General features: G+C 64.6%; 19 protein-coding genes and 4 pseudogenes. 9 read left to right on the top strand and 14 right to left on the bottom strand.

The features are described 5' to 3' along the window. The 4 genes from IPL75_15635 to IPL75_15620 form a co-directional block, all read right to left on the bottom strand. A partial coding sequence (locus tag IPL75_15635) for a M1 family peptidase (protein ID MBK9241649.1) occupies nucleotides 1–220 on the bottom strand: 220 nt, incomplete at its 3' end. Continuing rightward, on the bottom strand, nucleotides 217–501 hold the full coding sequence (locus IPL75_15630; GenBank protein ID MBK9241648.1) for a hypothetical protein: 285 nt from the start codon (nucleotides 499–501) through the stop codon (nucleotides 217–219). The genes IPL75_15630 and IPL75_15635, both read right to left, overlap by 4 nt. Before the next feature lie 157 nt (nucleotides 502–658). Next, complete coding sequence (locus tag IPL75_15625; GenBank protein MBK9241647.1) at nucleotides 659–1531, bottom strand: hypothetical protein; 873 nt, start codon at nucleotides 1529–1531, stop codon at nucleotides 659–661. Continuing rightward, nucleotides 1521–1865, bottom strand: coding sequence for a hypothetical protein (locus tag IPL75_15620; GenBank protein ID MBK9241646.1), 345 nt, complete (start codon nucleotides 1863–1865; stop codon nucleotides 1521–1523). Before IPL75_15620 ends, IPL75_15625 begins: the two co-directional genes overlap by 11 nt. Nucleotides 1866–1962: 97 nt before the next feature. On the opposite strand from IPL75_15620, the gene IPL75_15615 reads away from it, so the two are divergent. Continuing rightward, entirely contained in the window at nucleotides 1963–2424 is a 462-nt protein-coding gene (locus IPL75_15615) for a cytochrome c-type biogenesis protein CcmH (GenBank protein MBK9241645.1), read from the top strand. Between the two features lie 9 nt (nucleotides 2425–2433). Then, a pseudogene (locus IPL75_15610) lies at nucleotides 2434–2642 on the top strand (DUF2892 domain-containing protein). A gap of 83 nt (nucleotides 2643–2725) precedes the next feature. Here IPL75_15610 and IPL75_15605 read toward each other — a convergent pair. Further along, nucleotides 2726–3341: pseudogene (locus tag IPL75_15605) on the bottom strand (CDP-alcohol phosphatidyltransferase family protein). Nucleotides 3342–3691: 350 nt separating this feature from the next. Here IPL75_15605 and IPL75_15600 point away from each other — a divergent pair. From IPL75_15600 to IPL75_15590, 3 genes and pseudogenes are all read left to right on the top strand, one after another. After that, a pseudogene (locus IPL75_15600) lies at nucleotides 3692–5487 on the top strand (M1 family metallopeptidase). A 159-nt stretch (nucleotides 5488–5646) separates the two neighbouring features. After that, a complete protein-coding gene (locus tag IPL75_15595) occupies nucleotides 5647–6147 on the top strand; it encodes a DUF2911 domain-containing protein (GenBank protein MBK9241644.1) in 501 nt (166 codons plus the stop codon). Then, nucleotides 6030–6275 carry a DUF2911 domain-containing protein gene (locus tag IPL75_15590; GenBank protein MBK9241643.1) on the top strand — a complete coding sequence of 82 codons (246 nt, stop codon included), beginning with the start codon at nucleotides 6030–6032 and terminating at the stop codon, nucleotides 6273–6275. The genes IPL75_15595 and IPL75_15590 overlap by 118 nt, the downstream gene beginning before the upstream one ends. Before the next feature lie 72 nt (nucleotides 6276–6347). On the opposite strand, the gene IPL75_15585 is transcribed toward IPL75_15590, so the two are convergent. The 5 genes from IPL75_15585 to IPL75_15565 form a co-directional block, all read right to left on the bottom strand. After that, nucleotides 6348–6749, bottom strand: a complete 402-nt coding sequence (locus tag IPL75_15585) for a four helix bundle protein (GenBank protein ID MBK9241642.1) — start codon at nucleotides 6747–6749, stop codon at nucleotides 6348–6350. Between the two features lie 167 nt (nucleotides 6750–6916). Beyond that, entirely contained in the window at nucleotides 6917–7705 is a 789-nt protein-coding gene (locus IPL75_15580) for a glutaminyl-peptide cyclotransferase (protein MBK9241641.1), read from the bottom strand. Between the two features lie 51 nt (nucleotides 7706–7756). Beyond that, the gene (locus IPL75_15575) at nucleotides 7757–8800 is read right to left on the bottom strand and encodes a hypothetical protein (protein MBK9241640.1); all 1044 of its coding nucleotides are present in this window, start codon (nucleotides 8798–8800) and stop codon (nucleotides 7757–7759) included. After that, the gene (locus IPL75_15570) at nucleotides 8797–9513 is read right to left on the bottom strand and encodes a hypothetical protein (GenBank protein ID MBK9241639.1); all 717 of its coding nucleotides are present in this window, start codon (nucleotides 9511–9513) and stop codon (nucleotides 8797–8799) included. The genes IPL75_15575 and IPL75_15570 overlap by 4 nt, the downstream gene beginning before the upstream one ends. An 82-nt stretch (nucleotides 9514–9595) precedes the next feature. Beyond that, nucleotides 9596–10654: a PA0069 family radical SAM protein gene (locus IPL75_15565; GenBank protein ID MBK9241638.1), complete on the bottom strand. Its 1059-nt coding sequence runs from the start codon at nucleotides 10652–10654 to the stop codon at nucleotides 9596–9598. Nucleotides 10655–10758: 104 nt separating this feature from the next. Here IPL75_15565 and IPL75_15560 point away from each other — a divergent pair, with 104 nt between their 5' ends. From IPL75_15560 to IPL75_15545, 4 genes are all read left to right on the top strand, one after another. Then, on the top strand, nucleotides 10759–11715 hold the full coding sequence (locus tag IPL75_15560; GenBank protein MBK9241637.1) for a hypothetical protein: 957 nt from the start codon (nucleotides 10759–10761) through the stop codon (nucleotides 11713–11715). 83 nt (nucleotides 11716–11798) lie between these two features. Then, entirely contained in the window at nucleotides 11799–12230 is a 432-nt protein-coding gene (locus IPL75_15555) for a hypothetical protein (protein MBK9241636.1), read from the top strand. A 3-nt stretch (nucleotides 12231–12233) separates the two neighbouring features. Further along, complete coding sequence (locus tag IPL75_15550) at nucleotides 12234–12629, top strand: AraC family transcriptional regulator (GenBank protein ID MBK9241635.1); 396 nt, start codon at nucleotides 12234–12236, stop codon at nucleotides 12627–12629. Nucleotides 12630–12699: 70 nt separating this feature from the next. Further along, nucleotides 12700–13842 carry a VCBS repeat-containing protein gene (locus IPL75_15545; protein ID MBK9241634.1) on the top strand — a complete coding sequence of 381 codons (1143 nt, stop codon included), beginning with the start codon at nucleotides 12700–12702 and terminating at the stop codon, nucleotides 13840–13842. 9 nt (nucleotides 13843–13851) lie between these two features. Here the strand turns inward: IPL75_15545 and IPL75_15540 are convergent, their stop codons facing one another. The 4 genes and pseudogenes from IPL75_15540 to IPL75_15525 all read right to left on the bottom strand — a co-directional run bounded on the left by IPL75_15540 (nucleotide 13852) and on the right by IPL75_15525 (nucleotide 18493). After that, on the bottom strand, nucleotides 13852–16341 hold the full coding sequence (locus IPL75_15540; GenBank protein ID MBK9241633.1) for a serine/threonine-protein kinase: 2490 nt from the start codon (nucleotides 16339–16341) through the stop codon (nucleotides 13852–13854). Nucleotides 16342–16468: 127 nt separating this feature from the next. Continuing rightward, nucleotides 16469–17695 (bottom strand): annotated as a pseudogene (locus IPL75_15535) (ABC transporter permease). A gap of 241 nt (nucleotides 17696–17936) precedes the next feature. After that, on the bottom strand, nucleotides 17937–18377 hold the full coding sequence (locus IPL75_15530) for an ATP-binding cassette domain-containing protein (GenBank protein ID MBK9241632.1): 441 nt from the start codon (nucleotides 18375–18377) through the stop codon (nucleotides 17937–17939). After that, nucleotides 18332–18493, bottom strand: a complete 162-nt coding sequence (locus IPL75_15525) for a hypothetical protein (protein MBK9241631.1) — start codon at nucleotides 18491–18493, stop codon at nucleotides 18332–18334. Before IPL75_15525 ends, IPL75_15530 begins: the two co-directional genes overlap by 46 nt. Nucleotides 18494–19051 lie beyond the last annotated feature (558 nt).

The raw sequence follows: 19051 nt of genomic DNA, 5'->3' as shown, positions 1-19051 counted from the left end.
ACTTCACCGTGGCATTCGCTACAGGCCGCGGCAACTGACCGGGCGCCGTGAACTTCACCTTCAACACCACGGGTGACGGCATTTGGCCATCCTGCCGCACCGTCACCGTTGTCCGCGCCCCGGCCGTGGCGACGTTCGCGATGCGGCCATCGACAGACTCCGTGGTCCAGAGCCAGTAGTGCCAGAACCAGCCCAGGTCCTGTTTGAGGGCGTTGTTCATGAAGAAGACATAGTCCCACGGCGAGGATGCTTGAAGGCCCATGCCTTCGAGTACTCGCTCATGGCGTGCTGCACAGCCTCGTCTCCCACAATGCCGCCGAGCATGGACAGCATCAGCGGCGCCTTCGAGTAGGTCTGGAAGCCGTACATCACGCCGGCATCATTCGCCGACCACATCATTGCCGGCTCGTCTTCGCTGCCGCTCGTACGCCCGTAACTCTGTCCTGCGCCGTTCAGATTCGCCGGCACACCCCGCGAATCAGCGGCCGACAGCACATTCATATCTGGTTGAATCCTTCGTCCATCCAGCCATAGCGTGTTTCGTTCGTGCCCACCATCATCGGCCACCACTGGTGTGCCGCCTCATGGTCGGCCGCGCCCTGGTTCGAGTTGATGACCATCGGATATTCCATGCCCGCGCTGGGGCCGTCCTGAAGCGTCAGCTGCGGGAACGGGTACGGCGTCCACAACTTCGAGTAAAACTCGAGCGCGTGACGCGTGATCTGGCCGGCATTGGCAAACTGCGCGGCACGCTCGGGCAGAAACACCATGTGGATGGGCACCGGGCCCTTGGTGGGAATGGTGGCGCGTGTGGCCTGCCACACAACTTCTTCGCCGTGGCCCACGCAAAGTCGTTGACCTTGTCGGCTGCAAAGTGCCACACGAGTCGTTCACCGGGAGCCGTCGCCTGCCCTGGGCCAATCTCGTCTGGACCCACGATGGTGACGATGGCGTCGGACGAGAGGACGGTGGCCAGGCGCTGGCGCGCCGTGGCGGTGAGCACCTGTTCCGGATTCTGCAGCACGCCAGTGCCGCTGACGATCCAGCCGGCGGGCACATCGATCTTCACGTCGAACTTGCCGAAGTTGTTGTAGAACTCCGACGGACCAAGATACAGGCTCGTGTCCCAGCCGCGCATGTCGTCGTACTTGGCCAGCCGCGGGAACCACTGCGTGGGCTGGAACAGGGTGTCATCCCAACGCTGGGTCATGCGATGGCCGCTGCCAGCCGGTCCACCCGGCAACTTCGTACGCCATGCCACTTCCAGGCGCGCGGTGCCTTTTGCAGGAATCGGATTCGCGGGACTGATCCGCGCCACGGTCTGGGTGAGCCCCGTCACGGCATTCGAACGCTGAGCGGGCGCGCCGCCCGCGCCGGCACCGCCACCACGGCGACCGCCAGTCTGAGGCGTCAGGTCGATGACTGTGCCATCGATGGCCAGGCGCGTCACGACCATGCCGTCTGTGTTCTCGGCCGGCACTGACATGCCGCGCGGCACCAGGCCGCGGAAAATGTTGTGGTCAAGCCGCATGACCAACTCGTTCAACGGCGCCGCACTGTTGTTGTGAATGACGATGGTCTCGGTGCCGGGGATGGTCTGGGGTTGCCGGGTCGAGCCGGGCCTCGATCGTGAAGTCGGTCTCCAGTTGCCAGTAATTGGAGCCGGGCCGCCCAGTGAGATCGCGGGTGCCGGCGTCAATGGCGCGCCGAATCGCGTTGGTCAGCGGCACATCGCGGCGGATCGCCCGCGGCGAGGCATTCTGGAGTTGGGCGGCCGCTGCGGCCGCGTTCTGGGCCGAAAGCGCGGCCGGTTCGACGATCATCGTTCCCAGGATGAGGACGCTGAGGATAAGGCGTGAGGTCATAATTCGCGATGATACGCCCATCTGTCACCTTTTTCCCGGTTCAGAGTCTTAAGGGGGGAAGGGCGCCCTCGGGCGGCCGGATTGGAGCGGGAACGTCATGACACGGCTGCGCGGCTGGATGGTCTGGATGATGGTCTTCGGCAGCGTCGCGGTGGGCGCAACCGACCCTGAACGGGAGGCCCGCGAGATCGAGGACCTGCTGATGGCGCCCTGCTGCTTCCGGCAGCAGGTCTCTGTGCATCAGTCACCCACGGCCAACGAGGTGCGTCGCGACATTCGGGCCCGGTTGGCGAAGGGCGAGAATCGAGAGGTCATCCTTGCCGCGTATGTCGCCGAGCATGGCCCTGGAGTCCTCGTGGTGCCGCCGGCGCACGGCAGCAACCTCGTGCTGTACGTATTGCCGCCGCTGGCACTCGTGGGTAGCGTCCTCCTGATCGTCGGCGTGATTCGCCGCTTCAGCGCGCCGGGTGAGACTACGGCCCCTCCCGAAGCGCGCCCGGCAGCAGACGACCGCGCGCTCAACGAACAACTGACCGACGACCTTCGAGACCTTGACTAGGAGCACCGCATGAGCAGCCTGCTAAAAGTGAACGAACATCCAATGGAACGTGTGGCGAGGGTCGTCTGGGCGTGGCCCTTGTCGGCATGGCGGCGATGGGCACCATCGGCGCGTGGGGCTACATCGGCGTGGTGCCGATTCTGACCGGGGCCCTGGGCACGTGCCCGCTGTACACGCTGCTTGGAGTCTCAACCTGCCCGGTCAAGACCCGAACCTGAGCCCGTCAAGGCTTCGGCACCCTTAAGCCCGTCAGGGCTTCGGCACCCTTGAGCCCGTCAGGGCTTCGGCACCCTTGAGCCCGTCAGGGCTTCGGCACCTTGATGGTGCTGATCATCAGGCTGCCGTTCAGCAGGAACAGCAGGGAGAACGGGTGGAACTGCCGGCCGAGGAGATTCACGTGGCCGCCCACAAAGTTTGATCCCGTCAGGTCGAAGGCAAACAGCAGAGCCATCACCACCACCAGGAAGACGCTCGTGGGAATCGGTGTTCCTTCGAAGTAGCGGACCTTCCCTGTGGCGGTGTCGGTCAGGGCGCTCGACGTCACGTTGTATCGCGCCAGGCGGCTGATGCCGGCGCACACAAACAGTGTGAGACAGATCGCGTCCCACAACCCACGCAGGCCGAGCGTGTAGGCCAGCACGGCGGGCGCCACGCCGAACGACACGATGTCGGCCAGAGAATCCAGTTCGGCGCCCATCACCGACTTGTGGCGCACGTCCAGGCGCGCCACCCATCCGTCGAGGGCGTCAAACACCAGCGCCAGCCCGGGAGGGCAAAGGCCGTCCAGAGCCAGCGTTCCTGATCACCCGCTAGATAGCTCAGGCAGGCGAAGATCGTCACCGTACCGCACCCTGCGTTGGCCAGGGTGAGCAGATCAGCCCAGTGTACGAACGGAGCATCGACGGCCTTTTGCTCATCTTCACAGCGTACCGCACCTCGGCAGTAGACTGGGGGGCATGAGCCTGGTGTCGCGCTGCATCGCGATCACGACGGATCACAGGAGTCACGGAGACGCGGAGGACCTTCTGGAAGACCTTCACGTCGCGCTGCATCCTTGTCACGACGGATCACAGGAGACACGGAGATGATGAGGTTTTTTCTAAGACCTCCCATCCCGCTGCATCGCTGACCCCGGGACCCCACAGGACCCCGACAGAGGACTCTGGACCCTGGACACTGGACCCGGGACCTACCGACGGCTCACGGCATCTGCGTACCTTCTGGCGGCCGGCGCCCTTCTCGCGGGCTGCGGCTCGAAAGACACCCCATGATTCCCATCCCCACCGACTCGTCGTCGTACGCCAACGTCAACGCATTCACGACGAAACACATGGTGCTGGATTTGACGACGGACTTTAGCGCGAAGACGCTGGCGGGCACCGTGGAACTGCAGTTCGAGCGGCGCGACCCGACCGCCACTGAATTGGTGCTGGACTCGCGCGACCTCACAATCACGAAGGCCGAGGCTGCGATTGGTACGGCCGGGTGGGTTCCGACGACGTTCAGGCTCGACGCCGCGACACCGGCGTTTGGCAGCGCGCTGCGAGTCGCGATGCCACCCGGAGCCGACCGCGCCCGCATCACCTACTCATCGTCGCCCGACGCGAAAGGCCTGCAGTGGCTCACGCCGGCGCAGACGGCGGGCGCGCGCATCCGTTCCTCTTTACGCAGGCCCAGGCCATCCAGGCGCGGTCGTTTATTCCGTTGCAGGATCTGCCGGGGGTCCGTCTGACGTACGACGCGACCATTCGCACGCCGAAAGAGCTGGTCGCGGTGATGGCGGCCGAGATGACGCCGGGCACCGCCGGCACGGGCGTCTTCACATTCAGGATGCCGCAGCCGATTCCGTCGTACCTCATCGCGCTTGCGGTGGGCGATCTCACGTTCAAGGCGATGAGCCCGCGCACCGGCATCTGGGCGGAGCCTTCCGTGGTGGAGGCCGCGGCGCGGGAGTTTGAAGATACCGAACAGATGGTGGCCGCTACCGAGAAGCTGTATGGGCCGTACCGGTGGGGCCGGTATGACCTGCTGGTGTTGCCGCCGTCATTTCCGTTCGGTGGGATGGAGAATCCTCGGCTGACGTTTGCCACGCCGACAGTGATCGCCGGCGACAAGTCTCTCGTCTCTCTCGTGGCTCACGAACTTGCGCACTCCTGGTCGGGCAACCTCGTGACCAACGCCACGTGGCCCGACTTCTGGCTCAACGAAGGATTTACCACCTACCTCGAGCGCCGCATTATCGAAGCGCTGTACGGGAAGGATCGGGCCGACATGGAAGCGATGATTGGCGTAGCCGACCTCGCAGACTCGCGATCGACCATCACCGTGCCGCGCGACAAGACGCTGCTGCCCGACATGACCGGCCGGGATCCGGACGACGCGTACTCGTCGGTGGCGTACGAACAAGGCGCGTTGTTTCTCAGGTTCCTGGAAGACAAGTACGGACGCCAGGAGTTCGACACGTTCCTGCGGAAGTGGTTCGACACACACGCCTTCCAGAGCGCCACCACGGAGAGCTTCCTGGCGTTCCTGAAGGCCGAGCTGATGGCGCGGGTGCCGGGCGCGGTCACCGACGCCCAGGTGCAGGAGTGGCTGCGCTCGGAAGGTGTGCCCGCCTTTGCGGTGCTGCCGAAGTCCGATGCGTTTGTCAGGGTGGAAGCCGCGCGCGACGCCTGGCTTGCCGGCGCGCCCATTGCGACGCTCGCGTCTGCGTCGAAGTCGTGGTCGGCGCATGAGTGGATTCACTTTGTGGATGCGCTGCCGCGCACGCTGACTCCGGCGCAAATGCGGGCGCTCGACGGGCAGTTTGGGTTCACGAAGTCAGGCAACTCGGAGATTGCGCACGCCTGGTTCAGGCTCGCAATCGCCACGCGCTATACACAGGCGTGCGCGGCGATGGAAGACTACATGGTCCGCATCGGACGCCGGAAGCTCATCCTCCCCCTGTATCGCGACCTGGCCGCGACGCCCGAGGGCAAGGCCCTGGCGGTCCGCATTTTCGCCAAGGCGAGAGACGGGTATCATCCAATGGCGAGAACAGCGGTGCAGGACGTGGTGAAATAGTCCTGCACCCCTGTCGGCGTCCCGGGGTCCTGGGGTCCGGGAGTCGTGATATTTGTCGTGGTCCAGGGGTCCAGGGGTCCAGGGGTCCAGGGGTTCAGAGGCGACCCCGGGACTCCTGGACTCCAGGACCACGACGCTCGGTCACAAAGGAGCAAACGAATGGTGAAGCGGTTATTGGTGTGTGGTGTGGTGGCGGTGATGGGTGTGGCGCTTGCGGCGCAGGCACCGGCGAATCGGCCGGCGAGTGGCCGGGGTCAGGCCTCGACGCAGATCGGTGGCGACTGGGTCAAGGGCGAACGCAGTTCGACGTATCAGGGCGGCAAGTGGATCGACGTCACGTACGGTCGGCCCGTGTTGCGGCAGCGCGCGAATATCTTCGGCACCGGGGCCGACTACGGCAAGACGCTGAACGCCGGTGCGCCGGTCTGGCGTGCGGGCGCGGACCAGTCCACCCGGTTCAAGACTGACGTGGCGCTGGACTTCGCCGGCAAAGCCCTGCCGGCCGGAGAGTACTCGATGTACATCGGCCTCGGCGAAAAGGAGTGGACGTTCGTGCTCTCTTCCTGGCCCGCAGCAGAGCTTACGACCCGGCCAACAAGACCGAACTCTGGGGCGCCTACAACTACACGGCGGACCGCGACGTCCTTCGCGTGCCGATGAAGCTCGACGCGCTGCCGTACTCGGTTGATGAGTTCACGATCGCCTTCGTGGACATGACCAAGACCGGTGGCCGCCTCGCGGTCATGTGGGACAGGACGATGGCGTCGGTCGCGTTCAAGATTCAGTAGCTTGTCGGGGTCCTGGGGTCCCGGGGTCGGTCTTGTTTGTCGAGGTCCTGGAGTCCCGAAGTCCAGGAGTCGTCAGAGAATGCCGCGAGCGTTCTTCTTGGCCTTCTTGGTGAATGGCTCGAGGGTCTTGCGGAGATTGGTGAGAGCGGCGCCGCATCGGCCTGCAGTGTCGAGGCTCTTGGCGATGGTGTGCGACTCGAAGTAACCTCGAGCGACACCATCGCCAAGCCAACGTTCCGCTTCGGCAAGGGAGGCGCTCGCGTATCGGAGAAACGTGACGAACTCACCCGCCACGTAACGATGCCACCCTTCAGCCAGGCACGCCTCAACACTCGCACTGGCATCAGACAGTTGGGCCCGGAATCGGAAGTCCCGCCTCGCAGCCGGACTCTCCCGAATCAGTCGATAGACTTCGAGCTTGAACTCCACCGCCAACTGAAACGCCACCAGGTCCTCAAGTCGCTTCACACCCATGCTTGATGACAATCAACCGCTGTGCCATCAACAACGTGAGGAAATCGATAGGACTACCGTGGGATCTGGCACGAACTGCCACCTTCAGTGTCGCCCGAGTACGCATTCTCTGCCGACCCCTGGACCCAGGACTCCTGGACCCCGGCTGGCCATGAACCCCTCCGGCCCTACTTGGTCCTGACCTCGTACACCCTCGGCCACTTCTTGCCGGTCACGAAGATGCGTTTGCCTGCGGCGTCGTAGGCAATGCCGTTGAGGACGTCGGCAGGTGGCGTGCGGCGGGCCTGGGGCCACAGCGTCGAGAAGTCCACCCATGCGTTGACCGCACCTGTGGCCGGCGCGATGCGGGCCACTCGATCGGTCTGCCAGACGTTCGCCCAGATCTCGCCTTCAATCCACTCCAGCTCATTGAGTTGCGGCACGGGGCGACCCGCGTCCGTCACGCGGATGGTGCGGGTGACGGCGTACGTTTTTGGATCGAGGAATGTGAGCCGGTCGGATCCATCGCTCATCACAAGGCCGCCCTTTACGTCGTAGGCGATCCCCCATCCTTCCGTCTGGTACTGAAACGTCCGGCGCTGCGTAAACGTCTTGCGGTCGTACACAAACCCGATCTTGCTCTGCCAGGTGAGCTGCACGAGCGCATCACCCACCAGGGCCAGCCCTTCAGCGAAGTACTTCGCATCGATCGCCTTGCGCTGCAGGACCTTGCCCGTGGCAATCTCCACCCGGCGCAGAGATGACTCGCCGAACAGCCCGGTGCTTTCAAGAAACTCCCCGTCGGCGTAGACCAGTCCCTGCGTAAACGCGCCCGGATCATGCGGGAACGAGTTGACGACGGTGAAGGACTGAACCGGTGCGTTGCGACGTTGGGCGCCCGGCTCGGGCTGACGCCACGGACCGCCACAAACGTCGCGACGCTGATCGCCAACACGGCAACACTGCTCACAATAAATCGCCGATTCATGTCGTCAGCATCGCACAACCCGGGCCGGATCGGCGCCGGGTTACGTCCCGCTGCCCCTGGGCCCACCCGCCGGCGTTGGGGCCGGTACGGGAAGCGGGAGCGGCAGAGTGACGAGGGTGACGTCGGCCCCAAGCCAGATCATGTCGCTCGTGATCATGAGGCCGCCGGCCTTGACCCCGATCTGCACCGGTGTGCCGCGCACCATCACGGTCTGGGCAAACCCGATCGGCAGGGCCATGGGTCGCACCTTCTCGATCGGCAGACGCACACTGAAACCTCGGGCCAGCATGCCTTCAAGTCCCTCGGGAATATTCACGCGGTCGATCACAAATCCGCACAGACCTCTTTTTGCGTCGAGTGCTTTCTGCACGAGGTCCCACGAGGCTTTTGATGGCACCACCCGCACCCGAATGCGAAGCGCCGGCATGCGCGGGGTCACCATGATCGCGTCGTCTGTGGTGGAAAGCTGCAGGGTGCCGGCGAGGCGGTAGACGGCCGGAGTCACGGTGCCGGTGACGACCTCGAGCATGGTCATGTCGCCACACACGGCGTTGCTGATGCCTCGCGCGTGCCAGAGGAAATCGATCTCGGCCGTGCCCGTGCCCGATTCCACGCGCACCGGCATCGCCATGCGCATCTGGTTGCCGCCGAATTGGAGGTCCGGGGTGCCGGCGCCCAGCTTGACGTTGACCTGTTTGACGCGAAGCGTGAGGTCGAAGTCGCCGAGCGACACCACCCGGCGGATTTCGCCTTGCCTCCGGACGCGAAGATTGGCCAGCGTGAGCGACACCTGATCGGTCACGCCTGCGGCGAGCGTTGACACCACCGTACGCGCCAGCGTGGTGGGGATGCCAATACGCAGCGGTTTGTCGGGGCCGCCTGTCAGGCGGCTATCGAGGTGCACCGCGCCCACCACCTCGGCCCGAAGTCGATCGCGCTCGGCCGTAAGAGTCACCATGTCGGCCTGCAGCTTCGCGATGGTTCGCCGCCCCGCACGTGACCGGCTCACCATCAGCCACGATGTCATCAACGTCGCGACCACGGCCAAAGTCGCCACGAGTACGGTGACGTGCCGGCGGGTCACGGTGCCCCCTTGCCGGCCTGAGCCACCTCGACGTGCAGGCCAATCCACAAGCGGCCGTTCGCCGCGAACACCCGTGAGACCGACGCCTTCACGGGAAATCGGACGCTCGCGATCTGCACCGGACCGTCTGTGACGGCAGGAATGAGGATGTCTTCCTGTATGCGCACCGGAATCTCGACGACCGGCAGCTGCTCCACCAGTTCAAGCCGCAGCAGTTCGGCCACATCATCCAGCGACGATCCGCTGAACAGGGACCCGACGCCGGCTGTGGACTCAATTTCCAGATGGTCGGCGGATATCTGGGCTCGCAACGTGAACGTCGTGGTATCCACGTCGATGCGGCTCAACGCCCCGATGAGTTTCACGGCGACGACAATGCCCGGCAGTCCGTCCCGGCTCACCATGCCGCGCAGTTGCACGGTGGGTGCGCCGTGAAAACCCACCTCCACCGCGGTGAGCACCATCTTGTATGGCGCCGCCTCGATATCGATCGGAAGGCGCCGCGCGATCAACCCCTGGATAAGCGCTTCTTGAATCGCCACCACCACGTCGGAGGCCGGGATGAGGCTCTCACCCCGGCTGACGAGCGCCGCCGACTCGCGCAATCCTTCGAGTTCACGCTCCAGCTGCGCCTTCTGGGCCTGCAGAGCGCTGGCGCCCTCGTACGGATCTCCACACCCGGCCGCGAGGACGGTCACACAGGCGAGGGCCACGAGCGTTCTTATTCTCACAGGACTGCCATGCTTCCAGGTTGATCCTACAGGCTCGAACGAGCCGGAGGCTGTACCGTCGGAGTCAGCCAAACAGACGCATCTGGCTGCCGCCAGGGCGCCGAAAGGCTTGTGTGGAGAGCGTGAGCCTCTGGTTCAGCCCCAGTTTGCGTCGATGGAGGTCGAACACCTGGTGGATGGACTCAGCGAACGGGCCCTGGCCAACCATGCGGCTGCCAAACTTCGGATCGTTGAGCTTGCCGTCGCGCATGGCGCGAAGCCGGTTGAGCACCTTCTCTTTGCGAAGCGGCGCATGCGCCTCAAGCCACGCCTCGAACAGATCTTTGACGCCGTGCGGCAGACGGACGACGGTGCAGCCGGCCATCATGGCGCCCGCCTCAGCCGCGGCCTCGAGGATGGCGGGCACTTCATGGTCGGTGAGCGCCGGAATGATGGGCGCCACCATCACGCCCACGGGTATGCCAGCCTCGCGCAGCTTCCGCACGGCTTCCAGTCGCAGCGCCGGACGCGATGCCCGCGGCTCCATGACGCGCGCGAGGTCATCATCGAGTGTGGTGATTGAAAGAAACACCTGCGCGGCCTGGTGTTGCGCCAGTGACGCCAGCAGGTCGATGTCGCGCGTCACGAGATGGTTCTTGGTGATGACGGCCACGGGGTTGCGGCACTGCTCAAGCACCTCCAGGCACGCGCGCGTGATTCGCAGTTTGCGCTCCACGGGTTGATACGGGTCGGTGACGCCGCTCAGTCCAATCACCTGGGGCGTCCAGGATTTCGCAGCGAGCGCTTCGCGCAGCAGCGCGGCGGCATCTTCCTTGACGAAGATCTTGCTTTCGAAATCGGCACCGGCGGACAGGCCGAGATATTCGTGGTACGGGCGCGCGTAGCAATAGATGCATCCGTGCTCGCAGCCGCGGTACGGATTCACGGACGCGTCCATCGGCACATCGGGACTGTCGTTGAAGGCCAGGATGCTCTTTGACGTGTCCCTGAACAACTCAGTGGGCAGTGCCGGCCTGTCGTCGTCGGGCTCGTCGCCCGGCTCCTGCACAAAGGCCAGCCTTTCAAAGCGGCCGGAGGGATTGGCCGGCGCCCCTCGACCCTTTACGGCTGGATGGCTGGACACTTTCACAGCCTAGCGCCGATGGCGCACCCAAAGCGAACAAAAAGCGTAAACGCGTCGCATTCGTTCAAGACAGGCCCATCCGCAAGGGCTAGAGTGACGCATCTATGCGAAACATCCTGGCCCTCCTGGCCATCGGGCTCACCGCCGGTGCGACCACCGTACTTGTTGAACAGCAGCCCAACCTGAGCGGCACGTGGGTGGCGACCAAGAACACGCCACCGTCCATCGAGGCTGCCCCAGGCGCCGTGTTTGGCGACCGGTTCGCGCTCCGACAAGAGGGCAAGAACATGGCGCTCGTCCGGCCCGTACGCGGGCGGGCGACAGCGCTCACCAACGTGTTGCCGCTCGACGGCACCGAAACCACTGTGCTTGATCCGGGCCGACCGTGCCGCGGTCAGTCCGCGCAGCTGATTTCGATGGCCTGGGAGAGTGACGTCCTTAAGTACTCGATCACCGGGACCCTGGCGCCCGGAGCCACCACGGTCAGGCGCCCCACAGCGCCGGTTGTCTATCGTTTCCGGTCCGTCTCTGCCGACACGATCGTGGTTGAAGCGAGCATGCGGGATGCGGTCACGGGCCAGCCCAAGCCGGTCGGCACGGTGTATCAGCGGTCAACTGAGGTGCTGCCCGAAGATCCGCCTTCTGCGCCGAAGACGCCGCCCGTGGCTCCGGCCCGAATCGCCGACGTTGCGTGGATCGCCGGCGACTGGATGAGTACCACCGCCGCAGGCAGCATCGAAGAGCGATGGTCCACCGGTGCCGGTGGTGGCATGATCGCCACGAGCCGCACTCTTCGCGGCGACGTGATGACCGAGTTTGAGTTCCTGTGCATCTCTGAACGCGAAGGCACGCTTGTCTACACGGCCATGCCGAATGCCGGGACGGCGACCGACTTCACGCTGACGAAACTCGACGCCGACAGCGCGACGTTTGAGAATCCCGCGCACAACTTCCCGAAGATGATCCGATACGTGAAGCGCCCGGACGGCGGCATGGATGCGATGATCAGCGCCGGCGGCACGTCCAAGCCCACGGTATTCGCGTTCAATCGGAAGAAGTAGCGGTGCCCCTCGGGCTGGAGGAACAGCCCAGGAGATCCCCAGCTTGAGCCGACGCAGGCGCCTGTGTCAGGCTCTCTGCCTACATGCAGTGCGCGGAATTTCCGCCGCATCCGGACCTGGCCGGCATCGTGGCTTGCCTCTGGACCCTTTCCGGCGACGCGTCACGGCTCGGCGCCGACACGCAACCTATACTTCCGGACGGCCGGCCTGAACTGATCCTGCATTTCGGCGACGCCTTCGAGCGGGTCCATGCGGATGGGTGTATTGAGCGGCAGCCGGAGGTCATCTTCGCCGGTCAGCTCACGTCACAGTTGTTGCTGAGGCCGACCGGTGTGATTGGCGTCCTTGGCGTACGCTTCCATCCGTACGGCGCGGCGGCGCTCATTGACACGCCCCAACAGGCACTCGCTGGGCTCACGATTGGCGTCGACGAGATCGCGCCGGCACTCAAGCGCGCGCTCGATGACGTTCGTGCCGCGACAGTGGACCTGACAGAGGCCGTCGCGCTCGCATAACAGATGCTGCCCCGATGGCTCGCCGTCGATCGTATTGACGCGCGCGTCCGGGCGGCCGTGGAACTGATCGCCGGCACGCAGGGCCTCATGCCGATCGACGTTGTGGCGGCCCGAGTCTCGGTGACGCGGCGGCAGCTGGAGCGGACGTTCCTGAGGACGGTCGGCGTGACGCCCAAGCGCCTGGCGCGCATCACCCGATTCCAGCACGCGCTGCGAGTGCTCGAAGAGTGCGAGTCTGCGTCTCCTGGCACACGCACGGCCGTCACGTGCGGCTACGCCGATCAGGCACACTTCATCCGCGACTTTCGAGACCTCGCCGGCTGCCCACCCGGAGAACACCTGCTGAGGCGGTTCGAGTTGACGGGCGTGTTTACTTCACGAGCAACTTCGGTCAGTTGACGGCTATCATCTTCCGGGACATGGCCGGCAACCAATGAGACCTGCTCGGCCCGGTGTCAGGAGAGAGCTGATGCGTGTGACCGTGACCTCCGTGACTGCGCTGCTCCTGGCCGCCGGATCGTGGGCCTTGGCCATCCAGCAGCCAGGCTCCAGGAGCTTCGCCCGCCGCCTCGCGCTCGAGGCTGAAGGCGCGACATCGGCGAACGTCTCGATTGGCGACCTCAACGCCGACGGCCACCTCGACCTCGTGCTGGTCAAAGGCCGTCACTGGCCGCTCGACGACATCGTGCTGCCTGGCGACGGCCGGGGCGGATTCGCGCCCGCCTACACGCTCGGCAGCCGGCCCGACCGTTCGTATTCGGGCTTGCTGGTGGACATGGACGGCGACGGCGACCTCGACGTGGTGGTGAGCAACGACACACCCGATCCGAAAGTGGTTCATCTGAACGACGGCCGCGGGCGATTCACGCAGGGCTCGACGTTCGGGCAGGGCAACTGGAGCACGCGGCACGTGAGCGTCGCCGACTTCAACCGAGATGGCCTGCCGGACGTCGTGCTGGCGAACCGGTACGGCAATAGCTCCGGCCCGAGCTTCATCTGCTTCGGCGAACGCGGCGGGCGGTTCGCGGCCGACTGCGCCGCCGTGACCGAGGGCTCCGCCACCACCATCAAGGCCGCTGATGTGAACCGCGACGGCGCGCCGGACCTGGTCGTCCCGCATCGGGACAATGGGCAGAGCTACGTGTATCTGAACGACGGAAAAGGCCGCTTCGCAAGTCGTCGGCCGTTCGGGCCGGCGAACGCCACGATTCGGAGTGCCGAACCAGTGGATCTGGACGGGGATGGCCTGATCGACCTCGCGGTGATCGACGAAGGCACGGGCCCCGCCATCTACCGCGGCCTCGCCGACGGCACCTACGCGGCTGCCGAACCGCTCGGCCCCCGCGACATCCGGCCCTACGCCATCGCCATTGCCGACCTCGATCGCAACGGGCGGCCGGACGTCATCGTCGGGTACGTAGAGTCACGCCCGGTCGTCTACTTCAACGACGGACCGCGCGCCTTCACAGCCGTTCCCTTCGGCGATGCCGAAGGCACTGCGTACGGATTCGCGGTCGGCGACCTCGACGAGGACGGCCTGCTCGACATCGCGATGGCGCGATCGGACGCGCGGAACATGTTGTACTTCGGAGCAACTCGCGGGGCGAGTTGACGGGCGTGTTTACTTCACGAGCAACTTCGGCCAGTTGAGCACCACGTAGATCTGCTCACCCGCGGCAGGGGCCGGTGCGCTCACCCGCATCAGGAAGCGCCGGCCGTCGCTCGTCACGGCGTAGTTCGAAGGGCCGTTGATCTGCGCGTCGTCTGGGTTCAACAGGGGCTTGGGAGAAGTGAATTCGAAAGACGAGCCGGGTTTGACGTCAACGGACATCAGGCCGCGGTCTCCACGCACAAAGATCAGTTCCCTGCTGTCGCCACGCCAGCGCGGCCCGACGGCGTCGCTCGTGATCTTGCGTTGGTCGGTGAACGATGGAAAGGCGGCGACCCACAGTTCCCACACGCCTTCGACCTGCGTGACGTAGGCCACCCACTTGCCGTCTGGAGAGACCCGATGTGGCCCGCCCCGCTGGTCGGTCAACACGCGCGGCTGCGCCGTCACGGGCGTGGTCACGTTCTCTTCGGGCGTGGGGAGCAGCATCAGCTTGGCGCGACCACTAATCAGGATGCCGTCCTTGAGCCACGCCAGGTGTCCCACGGGCTCGGCAGCGGTATGGACCAGCGTTGGTTTGCCGGAGCCGACCACTATCTGGTGGATCTCGCGTGAGCCTCTAGTCGCAAAAACGATCCGTCGCGAATCGGGAGACCAGGCCAGTCGAGACTTCAACCGGCCGTCCGAGGTCAGCCGAGACACGACACCGGACGGGAATTCCACGAGGTAGAGATCGCCGGCGTCGACACCCGTCGTTCGCGCGACCACCGCGCGCCGATTGTCCGGAGAGAGATCGACGTCGCCCCACTGGCCCTCGGGCAGCGTGAGGGCTGCGCCCTCGGGAGTCCCGTCGCGTCTGAACCAGCGGTACTGATGAACAGCACCCGCGATGTCCGTGCGATACGCCAATGCGGCAGCGGACACGGAAAACGCGCGACGCGCGTTGGGCATGCCATCGGCGACAGGGATCGGCTCCCCTTTCGATTTCAACTGGTCCCAATCCCACGGCTGCGCGAGCAGTACGTCGTCACGCTGTATCAGAAGATGGTCCGGCGCGAACGTGGCCAGGTTCGGTCCCTCTGCCAGCAGGGTCCGGTGCTCGATTTCGCCGAACTTCTGGACATACGTTGCGGGCCGGTCGCCGCCATCTTCCAGGAACAGGAACCGCAGGCCGTCGGGAAGGACCTGTGGAAACGTGTGTCGTTCGCCCTTCTCGCTCCGCGTGACCGCCTCTGGCAAGCCGTTTCCACTCGCCGATACGCGATTGATGGCACCGCCCAACGCTGGCGTGCCAAACAGGATGACGCCTTCGGGATCACCTGCCGGCTGAAACCATGTCCCGCCTCCCGATGAGTCAGGGATCGGACAGATAACAATTGGGGCACCGCCACTCGCGGGAATCCGCATGAGTCTGCGGCCGTTATCGACCGAGGCGAAGTAGGCAATGTGCCTGGAGTCCGGCGACCAGAAGGGTTGTCTGGCACCTTCAGTGTTGTCCAGTTTCCGCCAGGCGAACGAATCGATGGCACGTACCCACAACGCGGTCTGCGCCGTCGTGCCTGAGCCGCTCTGGGCGACGAACACGATCGCACGCCCGTCGGGAGAGATCGCCATCGTTCCGGAGTCAAACGAACTCGGCAATGTATGACCCGGCGGAGGTGTGACGGTAAACCTCGTCACATCACCGTCGTTCCCGGGCGCCGGACGCAGGAACAGGAACGCCGCGACCCCAAGCGCGGCGGCCGCGGTGATCCAGGGCGCCCATTTCAGCAGACCACCTGACGTTCCTGCCGCGGACGCCACGGCGTCCAACGGCGCAGCTTCCGTCAGCAACCGTCGCGCATCGCCAATCGCCTGCAATCGAAGCTTGCGATCCCGTTCGAGGCACCATCGCAGCAAGCGCTGCGCCCGCGCCGGAGCCTTCGACAGATCAGGGTCCTTGTTCAGGACGCTGCCGAGAATCTCGACGATGGACTCGCCCTGGAAAGGTCGTGTGCCGGTGAGGATCTCGTGAAGAATCACACCGAACGACCAGATGTCGGAGCGCCTATCGGCGGTCTTGCCCCGCGCCTGCTCCGGAGACATGTAGGCCGCGGTGCCCAGAATCGCGCCGACGACCGTTGCGCCGGCTGTCAGCGTGGGCGAGTTCTCCGGATTGGTGTCGCTCGAGGACGTCACATCCAGAGCCTTCGCCAAACCGAAGTCGAGGATCTTCACCACGCCATCGGGCGTGATCTTGATGTTGGCGGGCTTCAGATCCCGATGGATGATGTTCTTCTCGTGCGCGGCCTCGATGCCGTCGATCAGCTGCAGCACGATCGGCAGCGCATCGTCGAAGGCGAGCGGGCCTTTGAGCGTCTCGCCTTCCACGAGCTCCATGACCAGGTAGTTCGGGCCCACGTCATAGAGGTGACAGATGTTGGTGTGGTTGAGCGATGCGATCGCCCGCGCCTCCTGGGTGAAGCGCTCCGTGAACTCTGCGTTGGACACCTTGATCGCCACGTCGCGGCGCAGCCGGTCGTCATGTGGCGCGATAGACCTCGCCCATGCCGCCTGAACCGAGTAGTCCGAGGATTTCGAGGGCCGAGTTTGTCGCCAGCCGCCAGTTTCATGAAAGAGCCGCGCCAGTCTAGCACTTAGGCAAGGCCGCGGACTTGAGACCCAGGCCGCGAACCTGGCGGCCTTGAGGTTCAGGCCGCCCTACGAGGACTTTCGACGCGACGTCCGTGCGATAGGCCTTGAACGCCGGCACGAGGCCGGCAAGGGCACCCAGCAGAATCATCCCGACGGGCGTCATCCACAGCGCGTGATCGAACCTGAACGCGTCAAGCACCACGCCGGTCTGCGCGCGCACGATGACAAAGGCTGCGGCGAGGATGCCGCCGTACACGAGGAATCCCAGAAGCGCGCCAATCGTGGTGATGGTGGACGCCTCAAGAACGATGGCTGAGAACACGGTTGAGCGCCTGGCGCCGAGGGCGCGCAGAATGGCGAACTCGCGCCGGCGCTCGTTCATCGTGTTGTAGATGCTGGCCAGAATCGAACCGGCCGCCACCACCACAATCAGATACGCCACCATCGTCAGAATGCGGCTGACCCAGCCGATGCGATCGAAGAGCTCCGCCATTACGCGAGCGATGGGCCACGCGAGCGTGGCCACCTTGCCCTGCTGGTTGATCTGGCCGTTGAGCAGAAACCCAGCCTGCGGGTTGCGCAACTTCAGCATCACGGCGCTGACTTCGAGGGTTCTCCTCGGCGATGACCTCGCCGGGGCCGAGCGCGCATGGGCTTGCCCGCACCGCGCAGCACGTGGCCCGACATGCGATAGATGCCTTCGATGGGAATCCACACGACGCGATCGGATGGGCCGTTTGTGGGCTCCACGATCGCCACGACTGTGTATTCATCCTGGTGCTTTTCGCGTTCACTGAATTGAAGGCCGTGATACGGCGTGAACGTGGACCCGACGGTCATCCCGAGCTTTCCGCGACGTAGTTCCCGAGAATCGCTTCCTTCTTCGACTCGTCAAACACCCGGCCGCCGGGTTCGAGCACAAAGCCCTGTCCTTCGCGGTAGGTGAACTTCCTGGTGAACATCTCCCGCGTGTGGTACCGGACAATGCGGTAGCCCTGGTAGTTGTCGCCCACCGCGTAAGGAATGGCCAATGTCACGCGCGGGTCTTCGGAAATTCGCTAGTAGAGCGACCAGGGATGTTCCCCCTGACGTCCCGGAGGTGAAACACGGTGTTGAGCACGAGCTGGAGTTGGCTGCCACGTGCGCCGAGCACCGCATCAAATCCAACCTTGCCACCAGTGAACGCATCGTGGGTCTGGGCGTTGATGGCAAACACCGACATGGTGAGGCCGGCCGCCAGCCTACCGACACGATCGTGACAAACGACGACAAGGCGATGCTGTCGCAGACTGCGCCGCACGAGAACATGAGGTTCATCGGTGTCCCCCGATGCCGAGACGGCGTGACGCGGCGGCGGCCTGATTGAGTCCGCCAAATCCCGGACCGGTCGAACAGTGCGAGGACGGCCGGGTCGTGACTGACGAGCAGCAGGGCTGCGCCATTCTCCCTGCAGGCTTCGCGAATCAGTTCGAGCGCTTCGCCCGCGTGGCGCTGGTCCAGGCTGCCGGTGGGTTCATCGGCCAGCACGGCTTGGGACGATTCGCCAGGGCGACGCGCCACGGCCACTCGCGCTGCTGGCCAATCGACAACTGCGAGGACGGTAGTTGACACGATGCGAGAGGCCCACGCGTTCCAGCAGCTGCTGCGCAGCGTGCGCGGTCAACACCGGACCCAAACAACATCCCGAGCATCACGTTTTCAATCGCGGTGTAGCCCTGGAGGAGGTTGAAGTTCTGAAAGACGTACCCGATCGTTTTCGCACGCACTCGATCGCGGCCACTCTCAGACAACGACGTCATCGTCTGCCCGGCGAGCACGATGGTGCCCTTGTCGGCTTGGAGAATGCCGGCGATGAGATTCAGGAATGTGGTTTTGCCGGAACCACTGGCGCTGCGGACGGCCACCTGCTCTCCTCGGCCAGTTGGAACTGCGGCACATCCACAATCAGTGTGGATTCGCCCTCTGGCGAGAGAAAGCTCTTCTGCAGGCCCGTGACGTCGAGCAGCGGCGTGGTGGTCACTGCACGCTGTCGGCGACGATGGAGTAGAGGCCTACGATGCGACCTTCTCCACCTCTTCTGCAATGCTGAAGGTGCCGCGCACGAGAATTTCGTAGCCGCGCCGTACGTCTTGGCTTTCTGGCCCGGCTTCATCGAGACATAAATCCACTCGTTGATGGGGCACCCCGCCGAAGCCGCAGGCATCGGGACGCTGGCGTTGAGGATGAAAGTGGACGTGCCGGAGCTGTCGTAGCGTCGAGCGGCAGGATGTTGCCGTAGATCTCCACCTTCCTTCTTGCCCTGCAGCGAGAGTGATGGTGGCGGAATGGTGTGTTCTTGACCTGCTTTCTGGGTGATGGGTCGAAGGGGTCCGGGTTGACGGGTTGTGGAAGTCGTATCCGGGCCAGGAACCAGAAGTCCAGAACATGTAGCCCGACTTGGTGACGGCGGGCTTGCCAACCGGAGGCTTCTTCAGGCAAGTTGACTGATTGCCGCTGCGCGCCTACCTTGAGGCGAGCATGACGAGGGCCACGGCAAATCGAGAGTCCCGGCGAGAACGGCGTCGCATCGCCTCTGATT

The sequence above is a fragment of the Acidobacteriota bacterium genome (assembly GCA_016716905.1).
Classification (GTDB): domain Bacteria; phylum Acidobacteriota; class Vicinamibacteria; order Vicinamibacterales; family SCN-69-37; genus SYFT01.
The sequence above is the reverse complement of the archived record's forward strand: the minus strand, read 5'-3'. Positions and strand labels throughout refer to the sequence as shown.